General features: G+C 72.2%; 17 protein-coding genes. 8 read left to right on the top strand and 9 right to left on the bottom strand.

Going from position 1 to position 23,139, the window contains the following annotated elements; genetic code table 11:
• Positions 1-9: 9 nt before the first annotated feature.
• Positions 10-2,874: an AAA family ATPase gene (locus tag ACIPUC_RS24070; protein ID WP_446592039.1), complete on the bottom strand. Its 2,865-nt coding sequence runs from the start codon at positions 2,872-2,874 to the stop codon at positions 10-12.
• A 211-nt stretch (positions 2,875-3,085) separates the two neighbouring features.
• Here ACIPUC_RS24070 and ACIPUC_RS24065 point away from each other — a divergent pair, with 211 nt between their 5' ends.
• From ACIPUC_RS24065 to ACIPUC_RS24040, 6 genes are all read left to right on the top strand, one after another.
• Positions 3,086-3,727, top strand: coding sequence for a response regulator transcription factor (locus tag ACIPUC_RS24065; protein WP_446592038.1), 642 nt, complete (start codon positions 3,086-3,088; stop codon positions 3,725-3,727).
• Positions 3,728-4,176: 449 nt separating this feature from the next.
• A complete protein-coding gene (locus tag ACIPUC_RS24060) occupies positions 4,177-5,562 on the top strand; it encodes a 3'-5' exonuclease (protein WP_446592037.1) in 1,386 nt (461 codons plus the stop codon).
• Positions 5,559-6,278, top strand: a complete 720-nt coding sequence (locus tag ACIPUC_RS24055) for a DarT ssDNA thymidine ADP-ribosyltransferase family protein (RefSeq protein ID WP_446592036.1) — start codon at positions 5,559-5,561, stop codon at positions 6,276-6,278. The genes ACIPUC_RS24060 and ACIPUC_RS24055 overlap by 4 nt, the downstream gene beginning before the upstream one ends.
• Complete coding sequence (locus ACIPUC_RS24050) at positions 6,275-8,005, top strand: ADP-ribosylglycohydrolase family protein (RefSeq protein WP_446592034.1); 1,731 nt, start codon at positions 6,275-6,277, stop codon at positions 8,003-8,005. The genes ACIPUC_RS24055 and ACIPUC_RS24050 overlap by 4 nt, the downstream gene beginning before the upstream one ends.
• A gap of 168 nt (positions 8,006-8,173) precedes the next feature.
• Positions 8,174-9,517: a cytochrome P450 gene (locus ACIPUC_RS24045; protein WP_446592033.1), complete on the top strand. Its 1,344-nt coding sequence runs from the start codon at positions 8,174-8,176 to the stop codon at positions 9,515-9,517.
• A gap of 26 nt (positions 9,518-9,543) precedes the next feature.
• The gene (locus ACIPUC_RS24040) at positions 9,544-10,092 is read left to right on the top strand and encodes a hypothetical protein (RefSeq protein ID WP_446592032.1); all 549 of its coding nucleotides are present in this window, start codon (positions 9,544-9,546) and stop codon (positions 10,090-10,092) included.
• A gap of 13 nt (positions 10,093-10,105) precedes the next feature.
• Here the strand turns inward: ACIPUC_RS24040 and ACIPUC_RS24035 are convergent, their stop codons facing one another.
• Positions 10,106-11,215, bottom strand: a complete 1,110-nt coding sequence (locus ACIPUC_RS24035; RefSeq protein ID WP_446592272.1) for an amidinotransferase — start codon at positions 11,213-11,215, stop codon at positions 10,106-10,108.
• A gap of 36 nt (positions 11,216-11,251) precedes the next feature.
• Complete coding sequence (locus ACIPUC_RS24030; protein WP_446592031.1) at positions 11,252-12,799, bottom strand: MFS transporter; 1,548 nt, start codon at positions 12,797-12,799, stop codon at positions 11,252-11,254.
• 83 nt (positions 12,800-12,882) lie between these two features.
• Here ACIPUC_RS24030 and ACIPUC_RS24025 point away from each other — a divergent pair, with 83 nt between their 5' ends.
• On the top strand, positions 12,883-14,955 hold the full coding sequence (locus tag ACIPUC_RS24025; RefSeq protein ID WP_446592030.1) for a prolyl oligopeptidase family serine peptidase: 2,073 nt from the start codon (positions 12,883-12,885) through the stop codon (positions 14,953-14,955).
• 76 nt (positions 14,956-15,031) lie between these two features.
• Here ACIPUC_RS24025 and ACIPUC_RS24020 read toward each other — a convergent pair whose 3' ends face one another.
• From ACIPUC_RS24020 to ACIPUC_RS24000, 5 genes are read right to left on the bottom strand one after another with little or no spacing between them, the layout of a single operon-like run.
• Entirely contained in the window at positions 15,032-16,012 is a 981-nt protein-coding gene (locus ACIPUC_RS24020; RefSeq protein ID WP_446592029.1) for an ABC transporter ATP-binding protein, read from the bottom strand.
• On the bottom strand, positions 16,009-17,025 hold the full coding sequence (locus ACIPUC_RS24015; protein ID WP_446592028.1) for an ABC transporter ATP-binding protein: 1,017 nt from the start codon (positions 17,023-17,025) through the stop codon (positions 16,009-16,011). The genes ACIPUC_RS24020 and ACIPUC_RS24015 overlap by 4 nt, the downstream gene beginning before the upstream one ends.
• Complete coding sequence (locus ACIPUC_RS24010) at positions 17,025-18,011, bottom strand: ABC transporter permease (RefSeq protein WP_446592027.1); 987 nt, start codon at positions 18,009-18,011, stop codon at positions 17,025-17,027. The genes ACIPUC_RS24015 and ACIPUC_RS24010 overlap by 1 nt, the downstream gene beginning before the upstream one ends.
• Positions 18,008-19,012, bottom strand: a complete 1,005-nt coding sequence (locus tag ACIPUC_RS24005) for an ABC transporter permease (RefSeq protein ID WP_446592026.1) — start codon at positions 19,010-19,012, stop codon at positions 18,008-18,010. Before ACIPUC_RS24005 ends, ACIPUC_RS24010 begins: the two co-directional genes overlap by 4 nt.
• Positions 19,013-19,034: 22 nt before the next feature.
• Positions 19,035-20,777, bottom strand: a complete 1,743-nt coding sequence (locus tag ACIPUC_RS24000) for an ABC transporter substrate-binding protein (protein ID WP_446592024.1) — start codon at positions 20,775-20,777, stop codon at positions 19,035-19,037.
• A gap of 154 nt (positions 20,778-20,931) precedes the next feature.
• On the opposite strand from ACIPUC_RS24000, the gene ACIPUC_RS23995 reads away from it, so the two are divergent.
• Positions 20,932-22,395, top strand: a complete 1,464-nt coding sequence (locus ACIPUC_RS23995) for a hypothetical protein (RefSeq protein ID WP_446592023.1) — start codon at positions 20,932-20,934, stop codon at positions 22,393-22,395.
• On the opposite strand, the gene ACIPUC_RS23990 is transcribed toward ACIPUC_RS23995, so the two are convergent.
• Positions 22,392-23,102, bottom strand: coding sequence for a GntR family transcriptional regulator (locus tag ACIPUC_RS23990; protein ID WP_446592021.1), 711 nt, complete (start codon positions 23,100-23,102; stop codon positions 22,392-22,394). The genes ACIPUC_RS23995 and ACIPUC_RS23990 overlap by 4 nt on opposite strands.
• Between the last annotated feature and the right edge of the window lie 37 nt (positions 23,103-23,139).

The raw sequence follows: 23,139 nt of genomic DNA, 5'->3' as shown, positions 1-23,139 counted from the left end.
CCGGACAGTTCAGGGGGCACTCCTGCCTGCCCGAGCGGGCAGCGCCGACGGCGGTGGCGCGGCGTCCGGCTCGGGGGCGAGCCGCCCGAACAGCTCCGAGCGCCGGCGCACGCCCAGCTTGCGGAAGCTGTTCGTCAGATGGGTCTCCACCGTGCGCACGGCCACGTGCAGCATGCCCGCGATCTCCGGGTTGGTGTGGCCCTGTGCGGCGAGCCCGCAGATCCGGCGCTCGCTGCCCGTGAGGGCATGGGTACCGGTCCGCGGGGCGGAGCCCAGGCGGGCCCCGGCGTCGGCGAGCAGACCGGTGGCGATACCGCGCAGGCGGGCCGCGCCGATCGTTTCGGCGTACCCGGCCGCCTCCCGCAGCACCTGGCGGGCAGCCGACCGGCGACCGGCCTCGGTGAGCATCCGACCGTGGGTGATCAAGGCCGGGACGAGTTCGGGGGTGATGTCCGCGGTGCGCAGCAGGTCGACGGCCTCTCCGGTGGCCTCGAGACCGGCCCGGCCGCCCGTGGCGGCGCCGAACGCGCGCAGGGCCCGTCCGACGGTGCGGGGCGTACCCCAGCGCCGGGCGGCCTCCAGCTCCTCGGCCGCGAGGTCGGCGCCCGCGCCCGCCCGGCCGAGCATCAGGTGGCAGTCGGCGGCCGCGGAGCGCCAGGGGGTGACGATCGGGCTGACCACCTGACGCTCGCTCTGCCTGCGCCCGCAGGTCAGCAGGTCGTCGAGCGCGGACTGCGGGTCGCCCGCGGCGAGCCTCAACAAGCCTCGGGCGTAGAAGAGTTCGCTCCACTCCCAGGAGTCGTGCGAGTCGTCCGGGCCTGGCGTGCCCGCCGTCTCCGGCGCATCCACCGACCGGGCGAGCCGTCGGGCCTCGTCGAGCCGCCCCTGCTCGGTGAGCGCGATCACGGCCATCGCGACCAGGTGCACATTGCCAGGGCCGATGGGAAGCGGCCGACCGCTCGGACCGACGCCCTCCAACAGCTCCCGGTAGCGTGCGCGCATCACCAGGCTCTCGGCGTGCACGCTCAGCAGGCTCTGGTACCCCGGGTCGACCAGCGGGCCGTCGTGCCCGGTCGTTCCCTCGTCCACGAGCCGGTCGGCGAGGGCGAGTTCGTCCGCCCACTGTGCGAGCGTGGCGGCGGAGGCCAGTACGTACGTCCGGGAGAACCGGTCCACCGGCTCGGCCGCCACCTCGCGGGCGACCGCGGCCGCCTCGGCGGCGGACAGCCGACCGCTGGTGGAGTCGAACTCGGCGAAGAGGGCGCGGACGACGGGTGCCGGCCGCCGCCCCGTGGAACGGGCGACCAGCCGGCGCAGCCCGTCCACGACCTCCAGCCAGCTGCGGCCGTCGTGCGAGGCGATCAGCGCCGCCGCGCCCTGCACCGCTGCGGCCAGTTCGGGGCGGTCGACGAACCGGTCCGCGAGTTCGTCCATCACCTCCAGTGCGGTCCGGGTCTGGCCCCGGGCGGCGAGTGCCGCGCCGAGCGCGTTCGCCGCCTTGAAGACGCCCGTGTCGCACTGGTGGAGGCGCACCGACTCGGCGAGATGCCGTACGCCCGCGGCCCGCTCGGCAGGTCCCAGCATCAGTTCCAGCCCGCCGAGTTCGGTCAGCGCGGCGCCGCGGCGCCCGGCGGGCAGGGGCTCGGCGAGTGCCCGCCGCAGGAAGGCGACAGCCTGCTCGGGTCGCCGCTCGCGCTGCGCGGTACGGGCCGCGCTCAGCAGCGTCTCGGCCGCCCAGCCGGGCCCTGCCTGCCCGCCGGCCGCCACCAGGTGTCCGGCCACCGCGTCGTCCGGTGCCCCACGGCGGTGCAGCGCGTCGGCGGCGGCCCGGTGCACCTCGGCCGCGCCGAGCGGGGAGCGCACCGCCCGCACCGCCCGACGCAGCAGCGGGTGGGCGAAGCCGGGCCAGGTCTGCGGCGCGGACGGGCGCAGCACACCGAGTCCGGCCAGCTCGCGCAGCCAGCCCGCCGCGTGCTCCGGCTGCAGGCCGCAGAGCGTGCCGAGCAGGCCGACCGGGTCGGCGCCGGTGGGCCCGGCGGGCGCGCCGTCCAGCTCGGCCAGCACGCGGGCCGCGCCGACGAACTCCTCCCCCATGCCGTGAAGCCAGTGGTCCACCGACTCGACGTACGCCTCGGCGGGCAGCGTCGTCCAGTCCGCGGTCGGTTCGATCGCGTCGGCGCCCGCCCCGGCCAGGTCCGTGACGAGTGCGGCCAGCAGGGCCGGAACACCGCCCGTCGCCTGCAGGCAGACGTCGACGAGCGCGCGCGGCGGCGACAGCGGGGCCAGCTGTTCCCCCAGCAGCTGCTCGACGGCCGCAGGGGTCAGCGGTGCCAGCCGGACCGTGCGCCCCAGCGCCGGGGAGAGCGTCCAGCCGAAACGCCCGGCGGGCGCCACGGACCCGTACGGCCGGTACTCGCTGACCATGAGCAGCAGGGGCAGCCGGTCCGCACGGCGGGCGAGTTGAAGCAGCCAGCGCCGGGACGCGTCGTCGGCGCTCTGCACATCGTCGACGACCAGCAGCAGCGGCCCCTCGGCCGCGTGCCCGCTCAACTGCCGCCACAGCTCGGACTCCACGTCCGCCGGGTCCGATTCCCACGGGTGGCGGCTGCTCCCGCCGTCCGGAGTCGTCCAGAAGAGCTGTCGCGCCGCCGCGTACGCGCGGTGCGTCTCGTCCGCGGCGCAGCGCGCCCTGAGGACCGCCACACCCTGCCGTGCCGCCAGGCCGGCGACGGCGCCGAGCAGGGACGTACGTCCGCTGCCGGGACCGCCGGTGAACACCAGCACGCCGCCCGAGCCCTGCGATGCCCCCTGCAGCAGAGCTGCTGCCTGGGACAGCGGCGCCTCACGATCGACCAGCCGTGGTGTGGTTGTCATGTGCACTGATCCACTGTCACACCTCGGCCGGGATCCACCGCGCCGTTCCTCCGGACCTGACCGGAATACCCCCTGTGATCTGCATCGCAGCCTTTCCTGCTGATCTCGTGGTGCTCCACGATGGCCTCTCCGGTCCCGGCTCTCGCACCATGAGGGCACCAGAGGAAGGCCGACGGTCCGTGCCGTCGGCGACCGGAGGGGAAGAACACCGATGACTGTTTCGGGCGACACGAGGGTCCGGGTGCACGTGCACGCGGCCGACCCGATCACGCGGGCGGGGGCGGTCAGCCAACTGGGCCACCACCGCGGCCTGGAGCTCGTCGACGGGCTGAGTGCGGACGCCTCCGGCACCGTCACGGTACTGATCGCGGAGACCGTCGACCCGCAGGTCCTCGCAGCCCTGCGCCGGCTCAGCCGCACCGCGGGTGCGCGCATCGTGCTCGTGGTGGAGCGGATGCGGGAGGCGGAGCTGCTCAGCACCGTCGAATGCGGTGTCGCCGCGATCCTCTGGCGCCGCGAGGCCACCGCCACCCGCCTCTCCGAGGTCGTACTCGCCGCGGCTCGCGGCGACGGGGATCTGCCCGCCGATCTGCTCGCCAAGCTGATCAGCCAGATGGGGCGGCTTCAACGCAGCATCCAGGGACTGCCCGGCTTCACCCCGCCGGGCGTCTCCCCGCGCGAGGCCGACGTACTGCGTCTTCTGGCGGAGGGCTGTGACACGGCCGAGATCGCCTCGCAGCTCGCCTACTCCCAGCGCACCGTGAAGAACGTCCTGCACGGCATGACCAGCCGCCTGCACCTGCGCAACCGCGCGCACGCCGTCGCGTACGCACTGCGCGAGGGCTACATCTGACGTGACCCTGCCGCGACGCTCTCGGCCACTCGCGCAGGCGCCCGCGGAGTCGGCCAGTCGGCATGCGGCCGGAGCGCATCCGCCGGCGGACTGACGGTGCGCAGGCGCGCCACGAGGCGCAGGCCACCGACCTGAAGCGGCGGTGGCGGATGTCCTCGACCGGCTGCCGGCGGCGGTCGCGGACGGCTCGGCGGGCTCCGTCCCGACGTTGCAAGGCCCGCGGCGCCGGGCTGCTCAAGGCGACGCCAGTGTCCGGCCGGCTGAACGGTGCACCGCCTTCCTCCACCTCGCGGACAGCGTGGCGGCGGCAAGGACATCGAGGGTGCCGAATCCGGACTGCGCCCACCCCCCGGGCGGGGTCCTTGGCGTGAAATCATCTGGATCATCCGGGCAGAACAGGCATCCTTCACAGAGGCACTGACGGTGCCTCAGAGCTGAAGGGGTGGGGGATGGGGCTTCCGGAGCCGGTGGGACGGCAGTCGGACGTGGCGTACTTGCCAGCGGCCGGCCATCACGTGGTTCTCGGTACGGCGGGAACCGGCAAGACCGTGATGGCGATGCTGCGGGCGCTGTATCTATCGGACCCAGGCGTGGCAGGATCCGGCAGGACTCTGCTCGTGACCTACAACAACGCGCTCGTCGCCTACCTCAAACACCTCGCCGCCGAAACCGACCGGCTCGACATCCGCACCTATGCCCTGTTCGCCCGCGGCTTCCTGAACCACCACGGGGCGATGAAGGGACAGGCGATAGTTCAGTCCGCCAAGCGCCGCGAGCTGATCCAGTCCGCGCTCCAGACAGTGGCCTCGAAGTACAAAGCGCACAAGTTCTTCGAGAGGGATCCCGGATGGTTCGAGGACGAGATCATCTGGATCTCCGGGATGGGCCTGCGGACTTGGGGGGCATACGAGGCCGTTGACCGCCTGGGGCGCCGAACTGCGCTCAGCGTATCGCTGCGCAAGGTCGTCTGGGAGATCGCCGAAGAGTACCGGCTGCGGCGGGCTGCGGCGGGCCATTCGTACGACTGGCACGACCTGGCCGCCTCCGTCCGCGATCACCAGACCGCCGACGACGGCCCGCGCATGTACCGGCACGTGATCATCGACGAAGGCCAGGACCTCTCACCGGAGGAGATCCGCTCGCTCGCGGAGGTCGTTGACCCCAAGGGCTCCGTGACCTTCTTCGGCGACTACGCTCAGCAGATCTACGGGCAGGGGATGTCGTGGCGGGCGTGCGGCCTGAAGGTGGCCCGGGTCGAGATGTTCAAGGACAACTATCGCAATTCGACCGCGATCGCCGAGTTCGCCATCGCCCTCAGCGAGATGCCCTTCTTCGGCAGGACCGACGAGCTCGTGCCCCCGGTCGCCCCACGCTCCAAGGGTTCACTGCCCACGCTGGTCGCGTGCGCCGACCGCTCGCAGGAGGTAGCGGTGATCCAGTCGATCGCCAGGCAGCGGGGCCAGGTGGGGACGGTGGCCGTGATCGGCCGTACCTGGGCCGATGCGCATGAGGCCTGCGCGGGCATGACGGTCCAACGGATCAAGAAGGACGCGCGGTTCGTCTGGAATGACGCGCCGGGCGTGTATTGCACCACCTATCACTCCGCGAAGGGGCTCGAGTTCGACACCGTGCTGATGCCCTTCTGCTCCGAGGACACCGTGCCCCTCCCGGAGGTGGTGAAGGCCTTGGGTGTGGACGACGCGGACGAGCGGGAGTCGAAACTGCTCTACGTCGGCATCACCCGCGCCAAGTCGGACCTGGTCATCACCTACAGCGGGACGAAGACCCACCTGCTGCCCGAGGGCGCCGGCCTGTGCGCGGAGGTGCAGCCGTGACCCGCACCGACGGCCTCACCCTGGCCGAGGCCCTAAGGAGGAGCAAGGCCACGAGGCTCGCCCATTTCACCCCTGCCCGCAGCTTCCCGCACATCCTGCGCGACGGGGCGATCCGCAGCAGCAAGGACCTCGCGGAGGTGGCTCCCGAGCAGTTCACCCCCACCGATCGCGACCGGTTCGACCGCCAGCCCGACAAGGTCTGCTGCACCTTCCAGTTCCCCAACGGCTACTACCTGGCGGAGGCCCGGAAGAAGCCCGACCACCAGAGCTACCCGGACTGGATCTGCCTGTTCCTAGACGTGGAACTTGCTCTGCGCGAAGGCACGCTCTTCGCGCCCTGCAACGCGGCGAAGCAGAACGGCGCGCGGCTGCGCCCGGGCCCGGAGGCGCTGCTGGAACTCTTCGCCGCGACGAGCGACAACTGGCCTCGCGGAGCGGGCCATCTCCAGGGGGCCGCCACCAACTTGCAGGCGGAGGTCCTCGTACCCGGCCCCATCGAGTTGAAGCACGTGCTGGCCGTCGCGATGCCCAGCCATGAGGCGGTGAACAACGAGCTGGCACGGCTTCGCGTCCTCAAAGCAGAAGTACCGCCTTTGCCCTGGCTCGTGGAGCCGGTGCTGTTTGATAGGAATCGACTGAGCAGCCGCGTGCGCTACGGGCCTCCCCTCACCGAGTCCGTTTGGGTGCCACCGCAGAGTGATGGGGAGAACCGGTGACCGGACAGAAGCCGGCAGACCTGTTGGACCGGACCCGCGGCCTGCTGTTCGGGGCGGCCGTCGGTGACGCCCTGGGCTGGCCACAGGAGCAGCGCAGCGGCATCGTCGGAGGCCAGGCCTCACGCACCACGGCCCCCGCTCTCGCCTTCCGCCCGTGGCTGCGCTGGGCCGGCGGCCAGTACGCCCGCTACCGGGACCCGGTTGGTGCGGGCGAGTACAGCGACGACACCCAGCTGCTGCTCGCCACGGCTCGCGCCTGCGTGCACGGAGACGACTGGCTGAGCCGGCTCACCAGGGTCGAGCTCCCGGCATGGCCGCTCTACCAGCGCGGTGGCGGGCGGGCAGTGCTCAGCGCGTGCCGCAGCTGGCAGGCCGGCACCCCTCCTTGGCAAGGCCAGCGCACGAAAGTCGGCGCCTACTTCAACGCCGGTGCCAATGGCGTGGCCATGAGGATCGCGCCCCACGCCATCCACACACTGGCCGACGCCTCCCCCGAGCGGCTGATGTCGCGTGTGGTCGCCGACGGGGTGCTGACCCACGGACATCCGCGCGCGCTGCTCGGCGCGGTGGTCTACGCCTTGGCCGTCCGGCATACGCTCCGGCAGCAGGGCGCCGGCGAATACGGGGACGTCGTGCTCGCCGTCGCCGACATGCCACAGTGGCGCGACCCCGTTCTCGCGCGCGCCGCCCTTCCCGAGGGCTGGTCAGCCGCCTTCGCGGAGGCCACCGGTGATGCGTTTGACACTGCGTGGACCGACACCGCTCGGGAGATGGACGAGCTGCTCGCCACGGCGCGGGCATCCCTGGAGCGGGCTGCCCTTGCCGACGACGCGCAGACCCTCGCGGCACTCGGCTGCTTCGACAAGAAGCGCAACGGCGCGGGAACCGTCTCGGCGGTCGCCGCCTGCTACCTGGCGGCGCGTTCCTCCGTACGCCCGACCATGGGGCTGCTCAGGGCTGCATTCCTGGACCATGCCGACACCGACACGCTCGCCTCGATGACCGCCGCGCTGCTCGGCGCCCTGCATGGCACGGACTGGATTGCGCCGCTCATGCGCGAGGTGCAGGACGACGCCTGCCTCTCGCGCACGGCCGCCGCGTTGATCGAACCGCTCCCTGCCGCGGATGTGACCGAGAAGGAGCGCCCGGAGGTGCAACAGGCCCAGTGGCTCAGCTCCCTTGCGGAGAACGGGAGCACGGAGCGGTTCGTTGACGGCCGCGCTGTGACGCAGGTGCGGCACTACAGCCTGGACAGCAAGAGCCAGGACGTCACGCGCTTCGCACTGACCCTGGACGACGGCCAGTCGCTGTACGTGGACCGGGCGGTGAAGCGAGGAGAGCCGTTGGCCCCCGTACGGCAGGATCCGCCCGGCACACCTGCCGCGACGGTGACCCGTATGGCCATCCATGTACGCAACCTTGCGGAGACGCGGAAGTTCTACGGCGAGGTGCTCGGGCTTGCGGTGCAAGACAGGGGGCCGGTGCTCTATGTGACCCCCTGGCTGGCCCTGTTGGAGATGTCGGGCCCCCTGGACACTCCCACGGCAGGACCGTTGCAGTTCACCGTGCAGACCTCTGACGCGGCACGCATCACCGCCATGGTCGAGAAGTACAACGTTCCGGTTACCCCGCGAGGCCCCCGCGACATCCCCGGTTCCCTGCGGGTGATCGACCCGGACGGCCACGAGGTCCTGGTGTGGCCGGTGGAAGGGCGTCCCGTGGCGTAGCTGGACCGGGTGGCCGATATTCGGCCTCAAGGGAGACAGGTCCTCGCCATGCGCGGCGGTGACCACGCAAAATCAGGCCGACGGGTACGGAAACGAGGGGTAGTCGTGGTGGTTGGAGCGGGCACTGGCGCGGGTGCGGAAGTTCCTGCTCTGGCGGGGGTGCCGCTGGTGGGGTCGCTCTTCGAGTTGAAGTCGGACTCGCTCGGGACCTATCTGCGGGCCCGGCACGAGCACGGGGACGTCGTGCGGATCGTCGCCGGGCCGCCCGGGCTGCGGGCCGAGCTGTACTGCGTGTTCTCCGCGGAGGGGGCGCAGCAGGTGCTCGCCTCGGAGTCGGCCAACTTCCGCAAGGACAACCCCTTCTACCAGGAGATCCGGGACTCGTTCGGCAACGGGCTGCTGACCAGCCAGGACGAGGACTACCTGCGCCAGCGCCGGCTGGTCCAGCCGCTGTTCACCCGGCGCCGGGTGGACGGCTACGCGGGGGCCGTCGCCGCCGAGACGAAGGCGGTCGTCGCCGCCTGGGAGCAGGCCCCGGACGGCGTGCTCGACGTCTCCGACCAGATGATGCACCTGGCCCTGCGCGCGGTCGCCCGGATCCTGTTCGGCACCGACGTGGAGGCCACGGTCGACGTCGTGGACCGGTGTTTTCCGGTCATCACGGACTACGTGCTGCGCCGCGGCTACTCCCCCGCCAACGTCCCGCGCAGCTGGCCGACCCCGGCCAACAGGCGGGCGGCCGCGGCGATGGACGAGCTCTACGCGGTCTGCGACAAGATCATCGGCGAGCGGCGCACCGCCCCCGGCGCCGGCACCGCGGACGGTTCCGGCGACGGCCCCGGCGAGGACCTGCTGACGCTGCTCGCCGCCGCCAAGAGCTCGGACGACGGCGAGTTCGACGTCTCCGAACTGCGCGACCAGGTGCTGATCTTCCTGCTCGCCGGGCACGAGACGACCGCCACCTCCCTCGCCTTCGCCCTGCACCTGCTGGCCCGCCACCCCGAGGAACAGGACCGGGCCCGCGAGGAGATCACCCGTGTCCTGGGCGACCGTACGCCCGAGGCCGCCGACCTGGACCGGCTCCCGTACCTCACGCAGGTCCTGAAGGAGACGATGCGGCTCTACCCGGCGGCCCCGGTGATCGGCCGCAACGCCGTCGCCGCCACCGAGATCGACGGCCACGCCATCCCCGCCGGCGCGAACGTGATCCTGGCGCCGTGGGTGACGCACCGCCATCCGCTGCACTGGCCGGACCCGGACCGCTTCAACCCGGAGCGCTTCACCCCGGAAGCGGAGGCCGGCCGCCCGCGCTACGCCTGGTTCCCGTTCGGCGGCGGGCCGCGCGCGTGCATCGGGCAGCACTTCTCGATGCTGGAGTCGGTGATCGCGCTGGCGGTGATCCTGCGGGCGTACGAGTTCGAGGCCGTGGACACCGAGATCCCGGTCAGCGCCGGCATCACCCTGCGGCCGAACGGTCCGGCGCGCTGCCGGGTACGCCGCCTGGACGGTTAGCGGGGGATATCGGCCATCATGGCCGGATGGACGAGGAGCTTCCGGGGAGACTGTCCCCTGGTGTACGGCGGCCCGCGCGGGCGAAGCTGCCCGGATCGCCCGCCCCGCAGCGGCTGGTCCACCGGATCGGCGGCTTCTTCCTCTTCCGCTTCCTGGCGGCCCTGCCCGACGACCTGGCCGACGCGGTGTCCGCGCTCGCCGACCCCTTCGAGCGGGCCGCCCGGCTGGTCGGCCGGCTCTTCCACGGCCCGGCCCTGCGGGGCGGCTGGGAGAGCGAGGCCGGCCGCCTCGCCCTGGCCCTGCACGGCTTCCACTGGACGCACTGGCGCACCGAGACCGTGGGCCCGTACGGCACGTTCGCCGCGACGGCGGGGAAGGTCGTGGTCCGGCCGCCCTGGGGCCGCGGCGACCCGGCCCGCGAGTCGTACACCGCCGCCTGCGCGGTGCGCCGCGTGCCGCGGCTGCGCCGCCGGCCGTGCCGGGTGGACCTGGTCTTCGCGGACGGCTCCTGGGTGGCCCTGCGGATGAACACCCGCGCGGACGCGGCCCGGCTGCGCGACGCCCTGCGGGGTTAGGCCGTCCGACGGCCTAGCGGCCGACGTACGACTCGAGCGTGCCGCGGCGCCGGACGTCGAGTGTGGCGCAGTGGAACGAGCCCGCGAACGGCGCGTAGTGCAGCAGGTCGCACGGGATCGGCTCGAACCCCCACGTCTCCAGTGCCCGCAGCATGCCGGTGTGGTGCCGCTCCGCGATCACCCGGTGCCCGTCGATCACGAGGACGTTCATGCTGAGCCATTTGCCGCACATCGACGTGATCTTCAGCAGGCGCTCGTCGATCGGGTCGGGCTCGGGGGCGACCAGGACGTCCCACGAGCTCAGGACGTCCGGCAGCCGGTCGACGTCGATGTATTCGGGATTGACCAGTACCTTGCCGGGTGCGAGCGGGACGAACGTCGTGTCGATGTGCATCGGCGTGCGGCAGCGGCTCTCGATCTCGTGGATGCGGTAGCCGGGTCCGAGATGGCGGCGCAGCCAGTCGATGCCCATCAGGTTCGTGACGTTGCTCCGCGTCACGAACAGGTCGCGTCCCGCCCGTACGAAATCCGCCGCGTCGAAGACCGGCTCGAATTCGGTGAGGATGTAGCGCATCGGCTCGCCGGCCCCGGGCGTGCGGAACTCCGCCTCGAAGAGTTCGTCCGTGAGCTGCGGTCTGGGCGCCGCCGTCCAGCGCGCGCCGCGCCGGAAGTAGTCCTTGAGGATCGCGCGGTAGGCGTGGGTCTCGAAGTACCGGCACGGCCATGCCATCGGGGTTTCGATGATCTCGTCGCCGATCACGAGCATGCTGTCCCGCGGACAGGTGCTGGTGAATCCGCGTGAGGACCAGTCGGGAGTGCCGAAGCGCCGCCCGTGGTCGAGGGCGTCCGGGCGCCTGACCGTGACGCCGAGGTCCTCCAGCAGGGTGACGAACTGATCGAGCTCGCGCTGCGCCGGCTCGATCAGTACGCGCGGATACTTCATGCCGGCGGCGAGCCCCTGCAGCCGCGCCCCCCACGGCGGGATGTTGCAGGCCACGACCGGGTGTTTGGAGGGGATGGTCGCGCCGTCGAGCCGCCCGACGAGGACCTCCTCGAGGGGGTCCCACTCGTTGTGCGAGCTGACCGGCGAGGTGAGGGGTTCCGCCGGTTGCCCCGGTTCCATGGGGTCCGTCGGTTTCGCGAGTTCCGTAGCCACGGGCTAGACCTTGCTCGGTGTGTGGTTGCCCTGCAGACGTTCGAGGTCGGAGGGCCGGACTTGGATGGCGAACAGCGCGATCGCGGCCCCGACCAGGGTGAACAGTGCCGCCACGATGAAGGCCGCGCTGATGCCCGAGGTGAGCACCTGGTCGCTCCAGGGTTTCGGGAACTGTCCGGTGCGCTCGAAGTACGCCTTCTGTTCGGGGTCGGCCGTCCGCAGGAAGCCCGGCACCTGGTCCTTCGCCTCGTTGCGGCTGGCCGTGCCGAAGACGGTCACCAGGATCGACAGGCCGAGCGAACCGCCCACCTGCTGCATCGTGTTGAGCAGTCCGGATGCCGCGCCGGACTCGCGGTCGGGGACGTTGGACAGGGCCATCAGCGTCAGCGAGACGAACTGCAGTCCCATGCCGAGACCGAAGATCAGCAGCGGCCCGAGGATGCTGCCCAGGTACGTCGAGTGGACGTCCGTCTGCGTCAGCCAGGCAAGTCCGACCGCTGAGCACAGCGCGCCACCGACCATGAACGGCTTGGGGCCGTACTTGGGCAGCAGTTGCGAGGCGAAGCCGGCGCCCACCGCGACCACCGCGCTCACGGGCAGGAAGGCGAGGCCCGCCCGCAGCGGGCTGAAGCCGAGCACGATCTGGACGAAGAGCGTCAGGAAGAAGAACATGCCGAAGATCGCGCAGGCGAGGAACAGCATGATCCCGTACGTGCCGGCCCGGTTGCGGTCGGCGAACATGTGCAGCGGGGTGATCGGCTGGGGCGAGCGCCGCTCGTTGAGGAAGAACAGGGTCAGCAGGACCACGGCGGCGCCGAAGGAGGCGAGCGTCCACGGGTCGCGCCAGCCCTCCTGGGCCGCGCGGATGAACCCGTAGACGAGCGCGACCATGCCGAGGGTGGACAGCAGCGCGCCCGCGAAGTCGAAGTGGCCCGGGTGCCGTTCGGACTCGCGGATGACCTTCGCGGCCAGCAGGGCGATGAGCAGGGCGATCGGGACGTTGACGAAGAGCACCCAGCGCCAGTCGAGCCAGGTGACCAGCATGCCGCCCGCGAGGAGTCCGATCGCGCCGCCGCCGGCCGAGACCCCGGCGAACACGCCGAAGGCGCGGTTGCGGGCGGGGCCTTCGCGGAAGGTGGTGGTGATCAGCGCGAGGGAGGTCGGGGAGGCGATGGCGCCGCCGACGCCCTGGAGGGCTCGGGCGGCCATCAACTGGCCCGCGTTCTGGGCGAGTCCGCCGAGGAGGGAGGCGAGCCCGAAGAGCAGGATGCCGAAGATGAAGACCCGCTTGCGGCCGAGGATGTCGCCGGTGCGCCCGCCCAGCAGCAGCAGGCCGCCGAAGGTGAGGGTGTAGGCGTTGACCACCCAGGACAGGCTCTCGGTGGAGAAGTCGAGTGCGGTCTGGATGTGCGGCAGCGCGATGTTCACGATGGTGATGTCGAGGACCACCATGAGCTGGCAGGAGGCGATGACGAACAGGGCGAGCCCGTTCCCGCTCCCTCGGACCTTGCCTTCGGTCCCGGTGCTGGTCGGCGTTGCGTTCGGGTCCACCCTGTCGACGCTAAGCCCGCATGCGGAGGGTCACCACTCGAACAGCCTAGGCGATGTGATATTTCACATGTCACACTACGATCATGGATGACTTCCTCAGGCTCTCCGCGAGCACCGCCCGGTTCACGCACGGCGCCCCGCGCGCCTTCGCTTTCGGCGACGGCGGACGGCTCCTCTGGTTCCTCCGGTCCACCGGCGCCACCGACCCCTTCGACAGCCTCTGGGTCCTCGACACGGCCACCGGCACCGAGTCCTGCCTTGCCGATCCCCGCGAGCTGTGCCCCGAGCCCGGCGAGCTCCCCGCCGCCGAGCGCCGGCTCCGAGAGCGGATACGCCTCGTCGCCGCCGGCATCGGCTCGTACGCGCTCTCCGGCGACGGCCGGCGCGCCGTCTTCGCGCTCTACGGGCGGCTGTACGGGGTCACCGCCGGCGGGACCGGACGGCCCGAGCCGATCGCGACCGCCGGACCCGCCCTGGACCCCCGCCCCAACGCCGACGGCTCCCGCACCGCGTACGTCAGCGACGACGCCCTGTACGTCGCCCCGGGCGGCCGGGTCAGCCCCGAGGACGGGGCCCGCTGGGGCGTCGCCGAGTTCGCGGCCGCCGAGGAACTGGACCGCGCCCGCGGACACTGGTGGTCCCCGGACGGGGTCACCCTGCTGGCGGCCCGCGTGGACGAATCCGCCCTCCAGCGGCGGTACTTCGCCGACCCGGCGCAGCCGGAGCTCCCGGCCGAGGACTTCGCGTACCCGGAGGCGGGCGGGCCCAACGCCGACGTCCAGCTCTGGGTGCTGGGCCCGGACGGGAACCGGGTACGGCTCGACTGGGACGCCGAGACCTACCCGTACGTCTCCGACGCCGGCTGGCACGCCGGTGACACGGCAGCCGAGGAGATCCTGCTGACAGTCCGGGACCGGCTCCAGCAGAACGTACTGCTGCTCTCCGCCGACCCGGCCACCGGCCGCACCCGGGAGCTGTCCCGCACCACGCACCCGCAGTGGGTGGACCCCCTGGTCCCTGGCACTCCGGCGCGCCTGCCCGACGGGCGGATGCTGACCGCCGCCGACACCACCGGCGGGGCCGCCCGCGCCCTCGCGGTGGACGGCGAACTGCTCACCGGCGACGGGATCCAGGTCCGCCGGGTGGCCGGGGTCCACGAGGGCCGGCTGCTGATCGAGGCCGGGCTGCGCGGCCCCGCCGAACAGCAGGTGCTGCTGCTCGACCTCGCGACCGGAGAGCCGACCCCGCTCGCCGACGGGCCCGGGGTGCACAGCGTGTCCGCCTCGGCCGGGACCCTGCTGCTGACCTCCGCCGACACCGACGGCATCCGGCGCACCGTACGCACCGCGGACGGGCGGGAGTTCACCCCCGCCGACCTGTCCCAGCCGCTGCCGTACCGAGTGGTGCCGGTCCTGGAGCGGGTCACCGAGCACGGCGTCCCCACCGCCCTGGTCCTCCCCCGCGACCACGTCCCCGGGCGGCGGCTGCCCGTCCTGATGGACAGCTACGGCGGCCCGGGCTTCCAGGACGTGTCCGCCGAGCCGCGCCGCTGGCAGGCCAGGCAGTGGTGGGCCGACCAGGGCTTCGCCGTGGTGACCGTCGACAACCGCGGGACCCCGTACGTCTCCCCCGCCTTCACGCACGCGATGTACCGCGGGTTCTCCGAGGTCACCCTGGAGGACCAGGTCGCGGCGCTCCAGGCGCTCGGCGCCCGCCACCCCGACCTCGACCTCGGCCGGGTCGGCATCCGCGGCTGGTCCTACGGCGGCTACCTGTCGGCCCTGGCGGTTCTGCGCCGCCCGGACGTCTTCCACGCGGCGGCCGCGGGCGCGGCACCGACCGACTTCCGGCAGTACGACACGGCGTACACCGAGCGGTACCTGGGCCTGCCCCAGGACAACCCGGAGGTCTACGAACGGGACTCGCTCCTCGCCGACGCCCCGAAGCTGAGCCGCCCCCTCCTCCTGGTCACCGGCCTGGCCGACGACAACGTCCACCCCTCCCACACCCTGCGCCTCTCCCAGTCCCTGACGGAAGCGGGCCGCCCCCACCAACTCCTGGCGCTGCCCGGCGTCACCCACATGACCCCGGGCGGCACGAGGGAGAAGGTAATGGCCCTGGAACTGGAGTTCTTCAAGCGGGAACTCGGCTGCTGATTTCGGCACGCCGCCCCTGCCCACAGGGCCCCGGAGACGCCTTTGGCTCCGGGGCCCTGCCTTCCCTGGTTCCCCGTCAGTCACCCGGGAAGTGGCAGGCCACCTCTCGGGAGGCGGCGAGCTGCAGGAGCGGGCGCTCCGTGCGGCAGAGGTCCTGGGCCTTGGGGCAGCGCGGGTGGAAGGTGCAGCCCGGGGGTGGGGCGGCCGGGCTCGGGGGGTCGCCGAGCAGCACGATCCGCTCCCGGCGCCGTTCCGCCGCCGGGTCGGGGAGGGGGACGGCGGACAGCAGGGCCCTGGTGTAGGGGTGTTGGGGGTCTTCGTACAGGGAGTGCTTGTCGCCGATCTCCACGATCCTGCCGAGGTACATGACCGCGACGCGGTCGCTGACGCGTTTGACGACGGAGAGGTCGTGCGCGATGAACACGTAGGCGAGGCCCAGTTCGGTGCGCAGCCGTTCCATCAGGTTGACGATCTGCGCCTGTACGGAGACGTCGAGGGCGGAGACCGGCTCGTCGGCGATGACGAGGCGGGGGCTGGTCGCGAGGGAGCGGGCTATGCCGATGCGCTGGGCCTGGCCGCCGGAGAACTCGTGCGGGTAGCGGTCGATGTGCTCGGGGATCAGGCCGACCAGCTCCATCAGGTCGCCCGCGCGGCGGCGGGCGTCGCCCGCGCTCCAGCCCTGGACCAGGAGCGGGTCGGAGATGATGCGCGCCACCGTCTGGCGGGGGTTGAGGGAGGAGTGCGGGTCCTGGAACACCATCTGGATGTTCTTGCGGAGCGGGCGCAGGGCGGACGGGGAGAGGCGGCTGATGTCCTTGCCGTCGAAGGTGACGCTGCCCGCGGTGGGTTCGAGGAGGCGGACCAGCATGCGGCCGGTGGTGGACTTCCCGCAGCCCGACTCGCCGACCAGGCCGAGGGTCTGGCCGGCCGCCAGGTCGAAGGAGACCCCGTCCACGGCGCGCACGGGCGCCCCCCGGCGCCCGGTCGCGGACCGCTTCCCGGGGAAGGTCATGGTGAGGTCCCGTACGGACAGGAGCGGGTCGGTCGTCGCGGTCATCGGGCCGCCTCCTCAGCGGTACGGGCGCCGGCGAAGTGGCAGGCCACCGTCCGCGCCGGGGCGGCGCCGTCCCCGTACGGCTCCAGTTCCGGGCGCTCACCGGTGCACCGCGCGGCGGCGCGCGGACAGCGCGGGGCGAAGGCGCAGCCCGGTGCCGGGGCGAGCAGGGAGGGCGGGGAGCCGGGGATGGAGGGAAGCGGTTCGTCGTCGGCAGTGTCCAGGCGGGGCAGCGAGTCGAGCAGGCCCCGGGTGTAGGGGTGCGCGGGCTCGGCGAACAGGTCGTCGACCGGGGCCTGTTCGGCGGCCCGGCCGCCGTACATGACCAGCACCTCGTGGGCGACGCGGGCGACCACACCCAGGTCATGGGTGATCATCACCACGCCGAGCCCGCGCTCCTGCTGGAGCCTGGCGATCAGCTCCAGGATCTGTGCCTGGACGGTGACGTCCAGGGCGGTGGTGGGTTCGTCGGCGATCAGCAGGTCGGGCTCGCAGGCCAGGGCCATGGCGATCATCGCGCGCTGGCGCATGCCGCCGGAGAACTGGTGCGGGTACTCGCCCGCGCGGCGGGCCGGTTCCGGGATGCCGACCTCGCCGAGCATGTCCACGGCCCGTCTGCGCGCGGCGGCCCGCCCGGCCTTGAAGTGCACCCGGAAGTGCTCGGCGATCTGCTCGCCGACCGTGTAGTAGGGGTGGAGGCTGGAGAGCGGGTCCTGGAAGATCATCGCCATCGTGCGGCCGCGGATCTTGGACAGCTCCCTCCCGGAGAGGCCGGTCAGCTCCCGCCCGGAGAGGGCCACGGAGCCGGTGACCTCGGCCGCGCCCCGGTGCAGGCCCATGACGGCCAGCGAGGTGACGGACTTGCCGGAGCCGGATTCGCCGACGATGCCCAGCGTGCGGCCCGCCTCGACGGTGAAGCCGAGCGAGTCGACGGCCCGTACGGTGCCGTGCGGGGTGGTGAAGGTGACGCCCAGATCACGTACTTCGAGGAGCGGGGCGGTGGTGTGTGCGGCCATCAGTACCTCACCCTCGGGTCGACGACGGCGTACAGGAGGTCGACGACGAGGTTGGCGACGACGATGAAGAAGGCGGCGAGCAGGGTGACCCCGAGGACCACGGGCTGGTCGGAGCTGACCAGCGCGCCGTAGAACAGCCGCCCGATGCCGGGGAGCCCGAAGATGGACTCCGTGATCACGGCTCCGGCGAGCAGTCCGCCGAGGTCCATGCCGAAGATGGTGAGGATGGGGGTCATCCCGGAGCGCAGCCCGTGTTTGACGACGACGGTGCGCTCGGGCATGCCCTTGGCGCGGGCGGTACGGATGTACGGCTCGGCCATCGCCTCGATCATCGAACCACGGCTCTGGCGCGCGTACATGGCGGCGTAGAGCAGCGCGAGCGCGGTCCAGGGCAGCAGCAGGTTGGCGGCCCAGCCGAGCGGGTCGTCGGTGAGGGCCTGGTAGGTGGGGTAGGGCAGCAGGCCGGCGATGCGGATGACCCCGTAGATGAGCATCACGGAGGTGAAGTAGACGGGCAGGGAGGCGGCGGCGACCGCGCCGACCATCAGGGCCTTGTCGGTGGTGGTGTCCTTGCGCAGGGCGGCGGTGACCCCGGCGCCCAGGCCGAGGACGAGCCACAGCGCGGCGGCGCCGACGGCGAGGGAGGCGGAGACCGGGAGCCGGTCCATGAGCAGGTCCCAGACGGGCAGGGAGTTCTCGTACGAGTAGCCCAGGCAGGGGAAGTCGCACTGGACGGCGTACTGGCCGGTGCCGAGGGTGCGGCCGGTGAAGATGCCGGTCAGGAAGTCGGTGAACTGCCGCCACAGGGGCTGGTCGAGGCCCAGGTACGCCCGTACGTCGGCGAGGCGCTCGGCGCTGCAGGTCTTGCCGCAGGCGGCGGCGGCCGGGTCTGAGGGCAGTACGTAGAAGATGAGGAAGGTGACGGCGGCGATGGCGAGGAGCACACCGGCCAGGGCGAGGAGCCTGCGGGCGAGGTAGAGGATCAACTGCGGCCGCCCCTCGGGTCGAGGATGTCGCGCAGGGCGTCGCCGAGCAGGGTGAAGGCGAGCACGGCGAGGAAGAGGAAGACGCTCGGGATGACGAAGTACATGGGGTCGGTCTCGTAGAAGGCGACGGACTCGGCGATCATCTGGCCCCAGGAGGGGGTGGGCGGGCGGACTCCCACGCCGAGGTAGCTGAGCGCGGCCTCGGTGCTGATCATGCCGGGGATGAGCAGGGTGGTGTAGGCGATGACCGGGCCGGAGACTCCGGGGAGGATGTCGCGGGTCAGGATCCGCCAGGAGCTCGAACCGCCGACGCGGGCGGCGTCGACGTACTCGCGGTGTTTGAGGGAGAGGGTCTGGCCGCGGACGACGCGGGCGACGCCGGGCCAGCCGAAGACGCCGATGACCGCGGTCATGAGGACGATGCGGTTGACGTCCTTGGCCACGGACAGCATCGCGATCATGAAGATGAGGGACGGGAAGGACATGGTGAGGTCCATCAGCCGGGACAGGACGGCGTCGGTGCGGCCGCCGAAGTAGCCGGCGGCGATCCCCGCGGCGGTGCCCGCGAGGACCACGATGGCGGTGGCGGCGAAGGCGATGAGCAGGGAGACCTGGGCGCCGTGGACCACGCGCGCGAACAGGTCGCGGCCGGTGACGGGTTCGACGCCGAGCCAGTGTTCGGGGCTGATCCCGCCGAAGGAGCCGAGCGGCAGGCCCCCGAGGTAGGGGTCGACGGCGGTCTTGTCGAACTCCTCCGGGGACCAGCCGCCGAGCGCGCCCAGCCAGGGGGCGGTCACGGCCATGAGGACGAAGAGCAGGACGACGCAGAGGCTGACGCGGACGGCGGGGCGGCGGCGCAGTTCCCGCCGGGCGAGCTGCCAGGGGCTGCTGCCGGGCGCCGTTGCCGCGGGCCCGTCCTTGGCGGCGCCGGGTGCGGGTGCGCCGTCCGGGGCCGGGGCCGGGGCGGCCTGGCCGCCGGCGCCCGGTGCGGTGGTGGTCATGGTGTCGGTGGCTCCGGATTCCTCAGCCCTGGCTCTTCGAGGGGTCCTTGAGGCCGACGGTGGCGTAGTCGATGGTGCCGGTCCACACCGGGTGGCCGTAGGCGCCCGCGATGTTGGGGCCGACGAGCAGCGGCTTGCGCTCCAGCAGGAGCGGGATCGCCGGGGACTTCTTCATGATCTCGGCGTCGAGGTCGATCCAGGCCTGGTTGGCCTGCTTGGCGTCGGCCATGGCGTTGATCTCGTCGATCCGCTTCATGGTGGCGTCGTCGCGGAACTGGGAGTTGTTGCCCTGGTTGCCCTTCTCCTTGATGGTGCGCCCGTCGAAGACGAAGGGGATCCAGGTGGAGCCGGAGGGGTAGTCGGGGCACCAGCCGCTGAGCGTCATGTCGGGGGTGGTGGAGAGGTCGCCGATGACGTCGTAGTAGGCGCCGGGGTCGATGGTGTCGACGACGACCTCGATGCCGGCGCGGGACAGGCCCTGCTGGATGGCCTCCGCCTTGCCCTTGTCCCCGGTGGAGACGGCGAGGGAGACCTTCAGGGTCTCCTTGCCCGCGGCCTTGAGGAGTTCCTTGGCCTTGGCCGGGTCGCCCGCCGGGGCGATCTTGAGGGTGTCGGCCTGCTTTCCGCCGGAGAGGGCCGGGGGCAGGTAGGCGGTGGCGATTTCGTTGAGGGCCGGGCCGCCGCCCGCGGTGATCACGGCCTCCTTGTCGACGGCGTACTGCATGGCCTCGCGGACCTTGGGATCGTTGAAGGGCGCCCGGGAGTTGTTCAGGGAGAGCATCTCGGTACAGCCCTGGGACTCGGCGAGCAGCCGCGCCTTGACCTCCGGCTTGGGGAGCACCTTCGGCGCGCTCTCGGGCCGCATGTCGGCGTACTGGACGGCGGAGGCGTCGGCGCCCTCGCCGGCGATGATCCGGTCGTCGATCTGGCCGCCCTTGAGGCCCATGACGACCACGAACTTGTCCGGGTAGGCCTTGCGCACGGTGTCGGTCTTGGCGTCCCAGTGCTCGTTGCGGACCAGGACCAGCTTCTTGTCGCGGTCGTACGACTCGATCTTGTACGGGCCGGAGGAGAACGGGCGGGCGTCGTACTGGGTGCCCTTCTCCTGGGACTGGGGCACGGGCGCGAAGGTCGGCAGGGTGGCGGTCGCGGAGAACTCGGCGACGGGCCGCTTGAGTTCGAAGACGATCGTGCGGTCGTCGGGGGTCTTGACGGAGTCGAGGTGCTGCCCCTGGAGCGGGCCCTTGTAACCCTCGGCGCCGGCCAGGTACTGGGCGGCGTAGTCGGGGCCGCCGGTGAGGTCGGGGGCGAAGGAGCGCTCGACGTTGTACTTGATGTCCTGGGCCCTGATGGGCGAGCCGTCCTCGTACTTGACGCCTTCCTTGAGGGTGAAGGTCCAGGTGCGGCCGCCGTTGGAGGGGGTGCCGAGGTCGGTGGCGAGGTCGGGGACCAGTTCACTGCCGGCCTTGCCGGGCTCGGCCTTGAAGGTGACGAGCGTGCGGTAGAGCAGCCGGGTGCCGAAGTCCATGGTCGGCATGACCCAGTTGCGGGCGGGGTCGAGATGGGCGAAGTCCTGGTTGGACAGGACGGTGAGGGTGCCGCCCTTGACCGGGGTGCCGCCGAGGATCTTGCCGTCGTTGGCGGCGGCGGGGTTGGAGGCGCCGGCGCCCGCCGTGCCCTTCTTGGTGTCGGAGCAGCCCGAGGCGCCGAGTGCGAGAGCGGCCACCAGGGCGGTGGCGAGGGCGAGTTGGGTGCGCTTGGTCATGGGTCACTCCAGTGAAGGGCCGCGCTCTATGATGTGACCGGTAACATAGTAATGTGAAATTGTACTGACAAGGGGTTGGGCGGCCCGTTATCCAGCCGTGTCCAAATCCCGGCGCCGGACGCGGTGTTGGGGCGGTGGCCTACGATCGCGGATCATGGACATGAACGTGGACGTGGACGTGGACCGGGGCATGGCCGGGATACCGGCGCCCGAGGTCGCGCACCTGCGCGACGTACTCGACGGGCTGGCCGACAATCCGGCACTGCCGGACGACGTGGCCGTCCGGCTCCTGGCGTACCGGCAGGGCCACCGCCTGGCCGGGTGGCAGGGGTTCACGCCGTCCCCGGACCTCTGCGAGGCGTTCGTCGCCGCCGGGCAGTCCGAACACCTGGCCCGGGTGCCCTCCCTGCCCGGGAGCGTCGCCGCGAAGCTCGCCCTCGACCCGGACGCGGACGTACGCCGCGCCCTCGCGGACAACCCGCGCCTGGCACCGGAGCTCCTGGGCCGCCTGGCAGCCGATCCGGACGCCGGGGTACGGGCCGCGGCCGCGGCGGCGTGGACCGATCCGCCCGAGGAGGCCCTGCGCGCGCTGCTCACCGACCCGGACCCGAAGGTGCGGGTGGCGGCCTGCACCCGCCGGCCGCCCCGGGACCTGTACGGGGAACTGCTCGCCGGCCCGACCACCCGGCTGCGCGTGATTCCCCACCTCGAGCTGGACCGGGAGACCGCCGCCCTGCTGGCGGCCGACCCCGACGAGGACGTACGCCGGCGACTGGCCGGGCACCCGGAACTCGCCCCCGAGGTGCGGGACCTGCTCGCACGCGACCCGAACGCCGTCGTGCGCGGGGGCGTCTTCGAGCGCGCGGACACGCCGCCGGAACTCCGGGCGGAGATCCACGCGGGGTTGCTGGCCGGATCCCTCCGCGCCGACGAGGACCCGGCCGCCGCCGACGAGGACGACTTCCACTGCTATGTCGCCCTCGTCGCCTCGGAGTTGACCCCGTACCCCTGGGTGACGGCCGATCCGGTCCCCTACGCGGACTCCCCCTACCTCGGAATGCGGCGTGCGGCGGCCCGCAGCGGGGCGCTCCCGGACGAGCAGCGGCGGCGCATGTACGAGGACGAGGACGCGACCGTCCGGTTCTTCGCCTTCGCCGGGTCACCGGACCCGGACCCCGTCGTGGCCGAGGGGCTCGAACGGCGGCACGTGCAGGGCAAGTTCCCGGGACGGCCCGCCGACCGCGTCCGGTTCCCGGCCGAGACGCTGCGCCGGTTCGGGGCCGACCCGTCCCCGCGCCTGCGCGTGCTGGCGCTGCGGGATCCGGAGCTGCCGGCCGAGCTCGCCGAACGGCTGGCGGCGGACGAGGACGCGGCCGTCCGCCGCGAGGTGGCGGGCTCCGGACACCCCCGGCTGCCGCTGCCGGCGCTGCTGCGCCTGCTCGGCGACGCGGGACGGCTCGTCGCCGCGGCGGCCGCGTCCTCGCCGATGCTGCCGCAGGCCGTCATGCGGCAGATCGTGGACCGGGCGGACGCGGCGGGCGGCCCGCCCCTACCGGACGACGACGACTTCGACGACGACAGCGACTGCGACTGCGACTGCGACTGCGGCGCCGCCTAGATCCCCGAGCCGAGGCGTCCCGGAGCACGGCCCACCGGCTCGTCGCGGCCCTGTGCCCAGAGGGAGCGGACGTGGCCGAGGTGGCGGACCATGCAGGCCTCGGCCGCCGCCGCGTCACCGGAGAGCATCAGGTCGAGCAGTTCGAGGTGCTCCTCCGCCGAGGACACCAGCTTGCCGGCCTCGTCCAGGCCGGTCAGCCCGTACAGCCGCGAGCGCTTGCGCAGGTCGCCGACCGTCTCGACGAGGCGGTCGTTGCCCGCGAGGCCGAGCAGCGTCAGGTGGAAGCGGCGGTCCGCCTCCAGGTAGCCGATGAGGTTGTGCTCGCGCGCGCTGGTGACGATCTCCTCGGCGATGGGGCGCAGCGCCTCCAGCTGCTCGACCGTGGCGATCTTCGTGATCCGGCCGATGGTCGGCACCTCGATCATCGTGCGCAGCTCGGTGTACTGGTCGAGGTCGCGCTCGCTGACCTCGGTGATGCGGAACCCCTTGTTGCGGACCGGCTCGACCAGGCCCTCGCGGGCGAGGTCGAGCATCGCCTCGCGCACCGGGGTGGCCGAAACGCCGAGTTCGGCCGCGAGACCGGGGGCCGAGTAGACGCTTCCGGGCCGCAGCTCGCCCGCTATCAGGGCTGCTCGGAGGGCGTGGCCGACCTGGTCGCGAAGCCGTTCCTGGGCCTTGATGAGACTGTGCTGCTTCAGGTCACCCATTGCTTTTCCTCCGAGACGCCCGACACTCCCCCAGCTG

It is taken from the genome of Streptomyces sp. LARHCF249 (assembly GCF_052871255.1).
The sequence above is the reverse complement of the archived record's forward strand: the minus strand, read 5'-3'. Positions and strand labels throughout refer to the sequence as shown.

Bases quoted from the DNA above. Each gene is read 5' to 3' on its own strand.
- ACIPUC_RS24020 (WP_446592029.1), bottom strand. From the start codon at position 16,012: ATGACCGCGACGACCGACCCGCTCCTGTCCGTACGGGACCTCACCATG.
- ACIPUC_RS24070 (WP_446592039.1), bottom strand. From the start codon at position 2,874: ATGACAACCACACCACGGCTGGTCGATCGTGAGGCGCCGCTGTCCCAG.
- ACIPUC_RS24040 (WP_446592032.1), top strand. From the start codon at position 9,544: ATGGACGAGGAGCTTCCGGGGAGACTGTCCCCTGGTGTACGGCGGCCC.
- ACIPUC_RS24015 (WP_446592028.1), bottom strand. From the start codon at position 17,025: ATGGCCGCACACACCACCGCCCCGCTCCTCGAAGTACGTGATCTGGGC.
- ACIPUC_RS24065 (WP_446592038.1), top strand. From the start codon at position 3,086: ATGACTGTTTCGGGCGACACGAGGGTCCGGGTGCACGTGCACGCGGCC.
- ACIPUC_RS23990 (WP_446592021.1), bottom strand. From the start codon at position 23,102: ATGGGTGACCTGAAGCAGCACAGTCTCATCAAGGCCCAGGAACGGCTT.
- ACIPUC_RS23995 (WP_446592023.1), top strand. From the start codon at position 20,932: ATGGACATGAACGTGGACGTGGACGTGGACCGGGGCATGGCCGGGATA.
- ACIPUC_RS24035 (WP_446592272.1), bottom strand. From the start codon at position 11,215: ATGGAACCGGGGCAACCGGCGGAACCCCTCACCTCGCCGGTCAGCTCG.
- ACIPUC_RS24000 (WP_446592024.1), bottom strand. From the start codon at position 20,777: ATGACCAAGCGCACCCAACTCGCCCTCGCCACCGCCCTGGTGGCCGCT.
- ACIPUC_RS24005 (WP_446592026.1), bottom strand. From the start codon at position 19,012: ATGACCACCACCGCACCGGGCGCCGGCGGCCAGGCCGCCCCGGCCCCG.
- ACIPUC_RS24025 (WP_446592030.1), top strand. From the start codon at position 12,883: ATGGATGACTTCCTCAGGCTCTCCGCGAGCACCGCCCGGTTCACGCAC.
- ACIPUC_RS24060 (WP_446592037.1), top strand. From the start codon at position 4,177: ATGGGGCTTCCGGAGCCGGTGGGACGGCAGTCGGACGTGGCGTACTTG.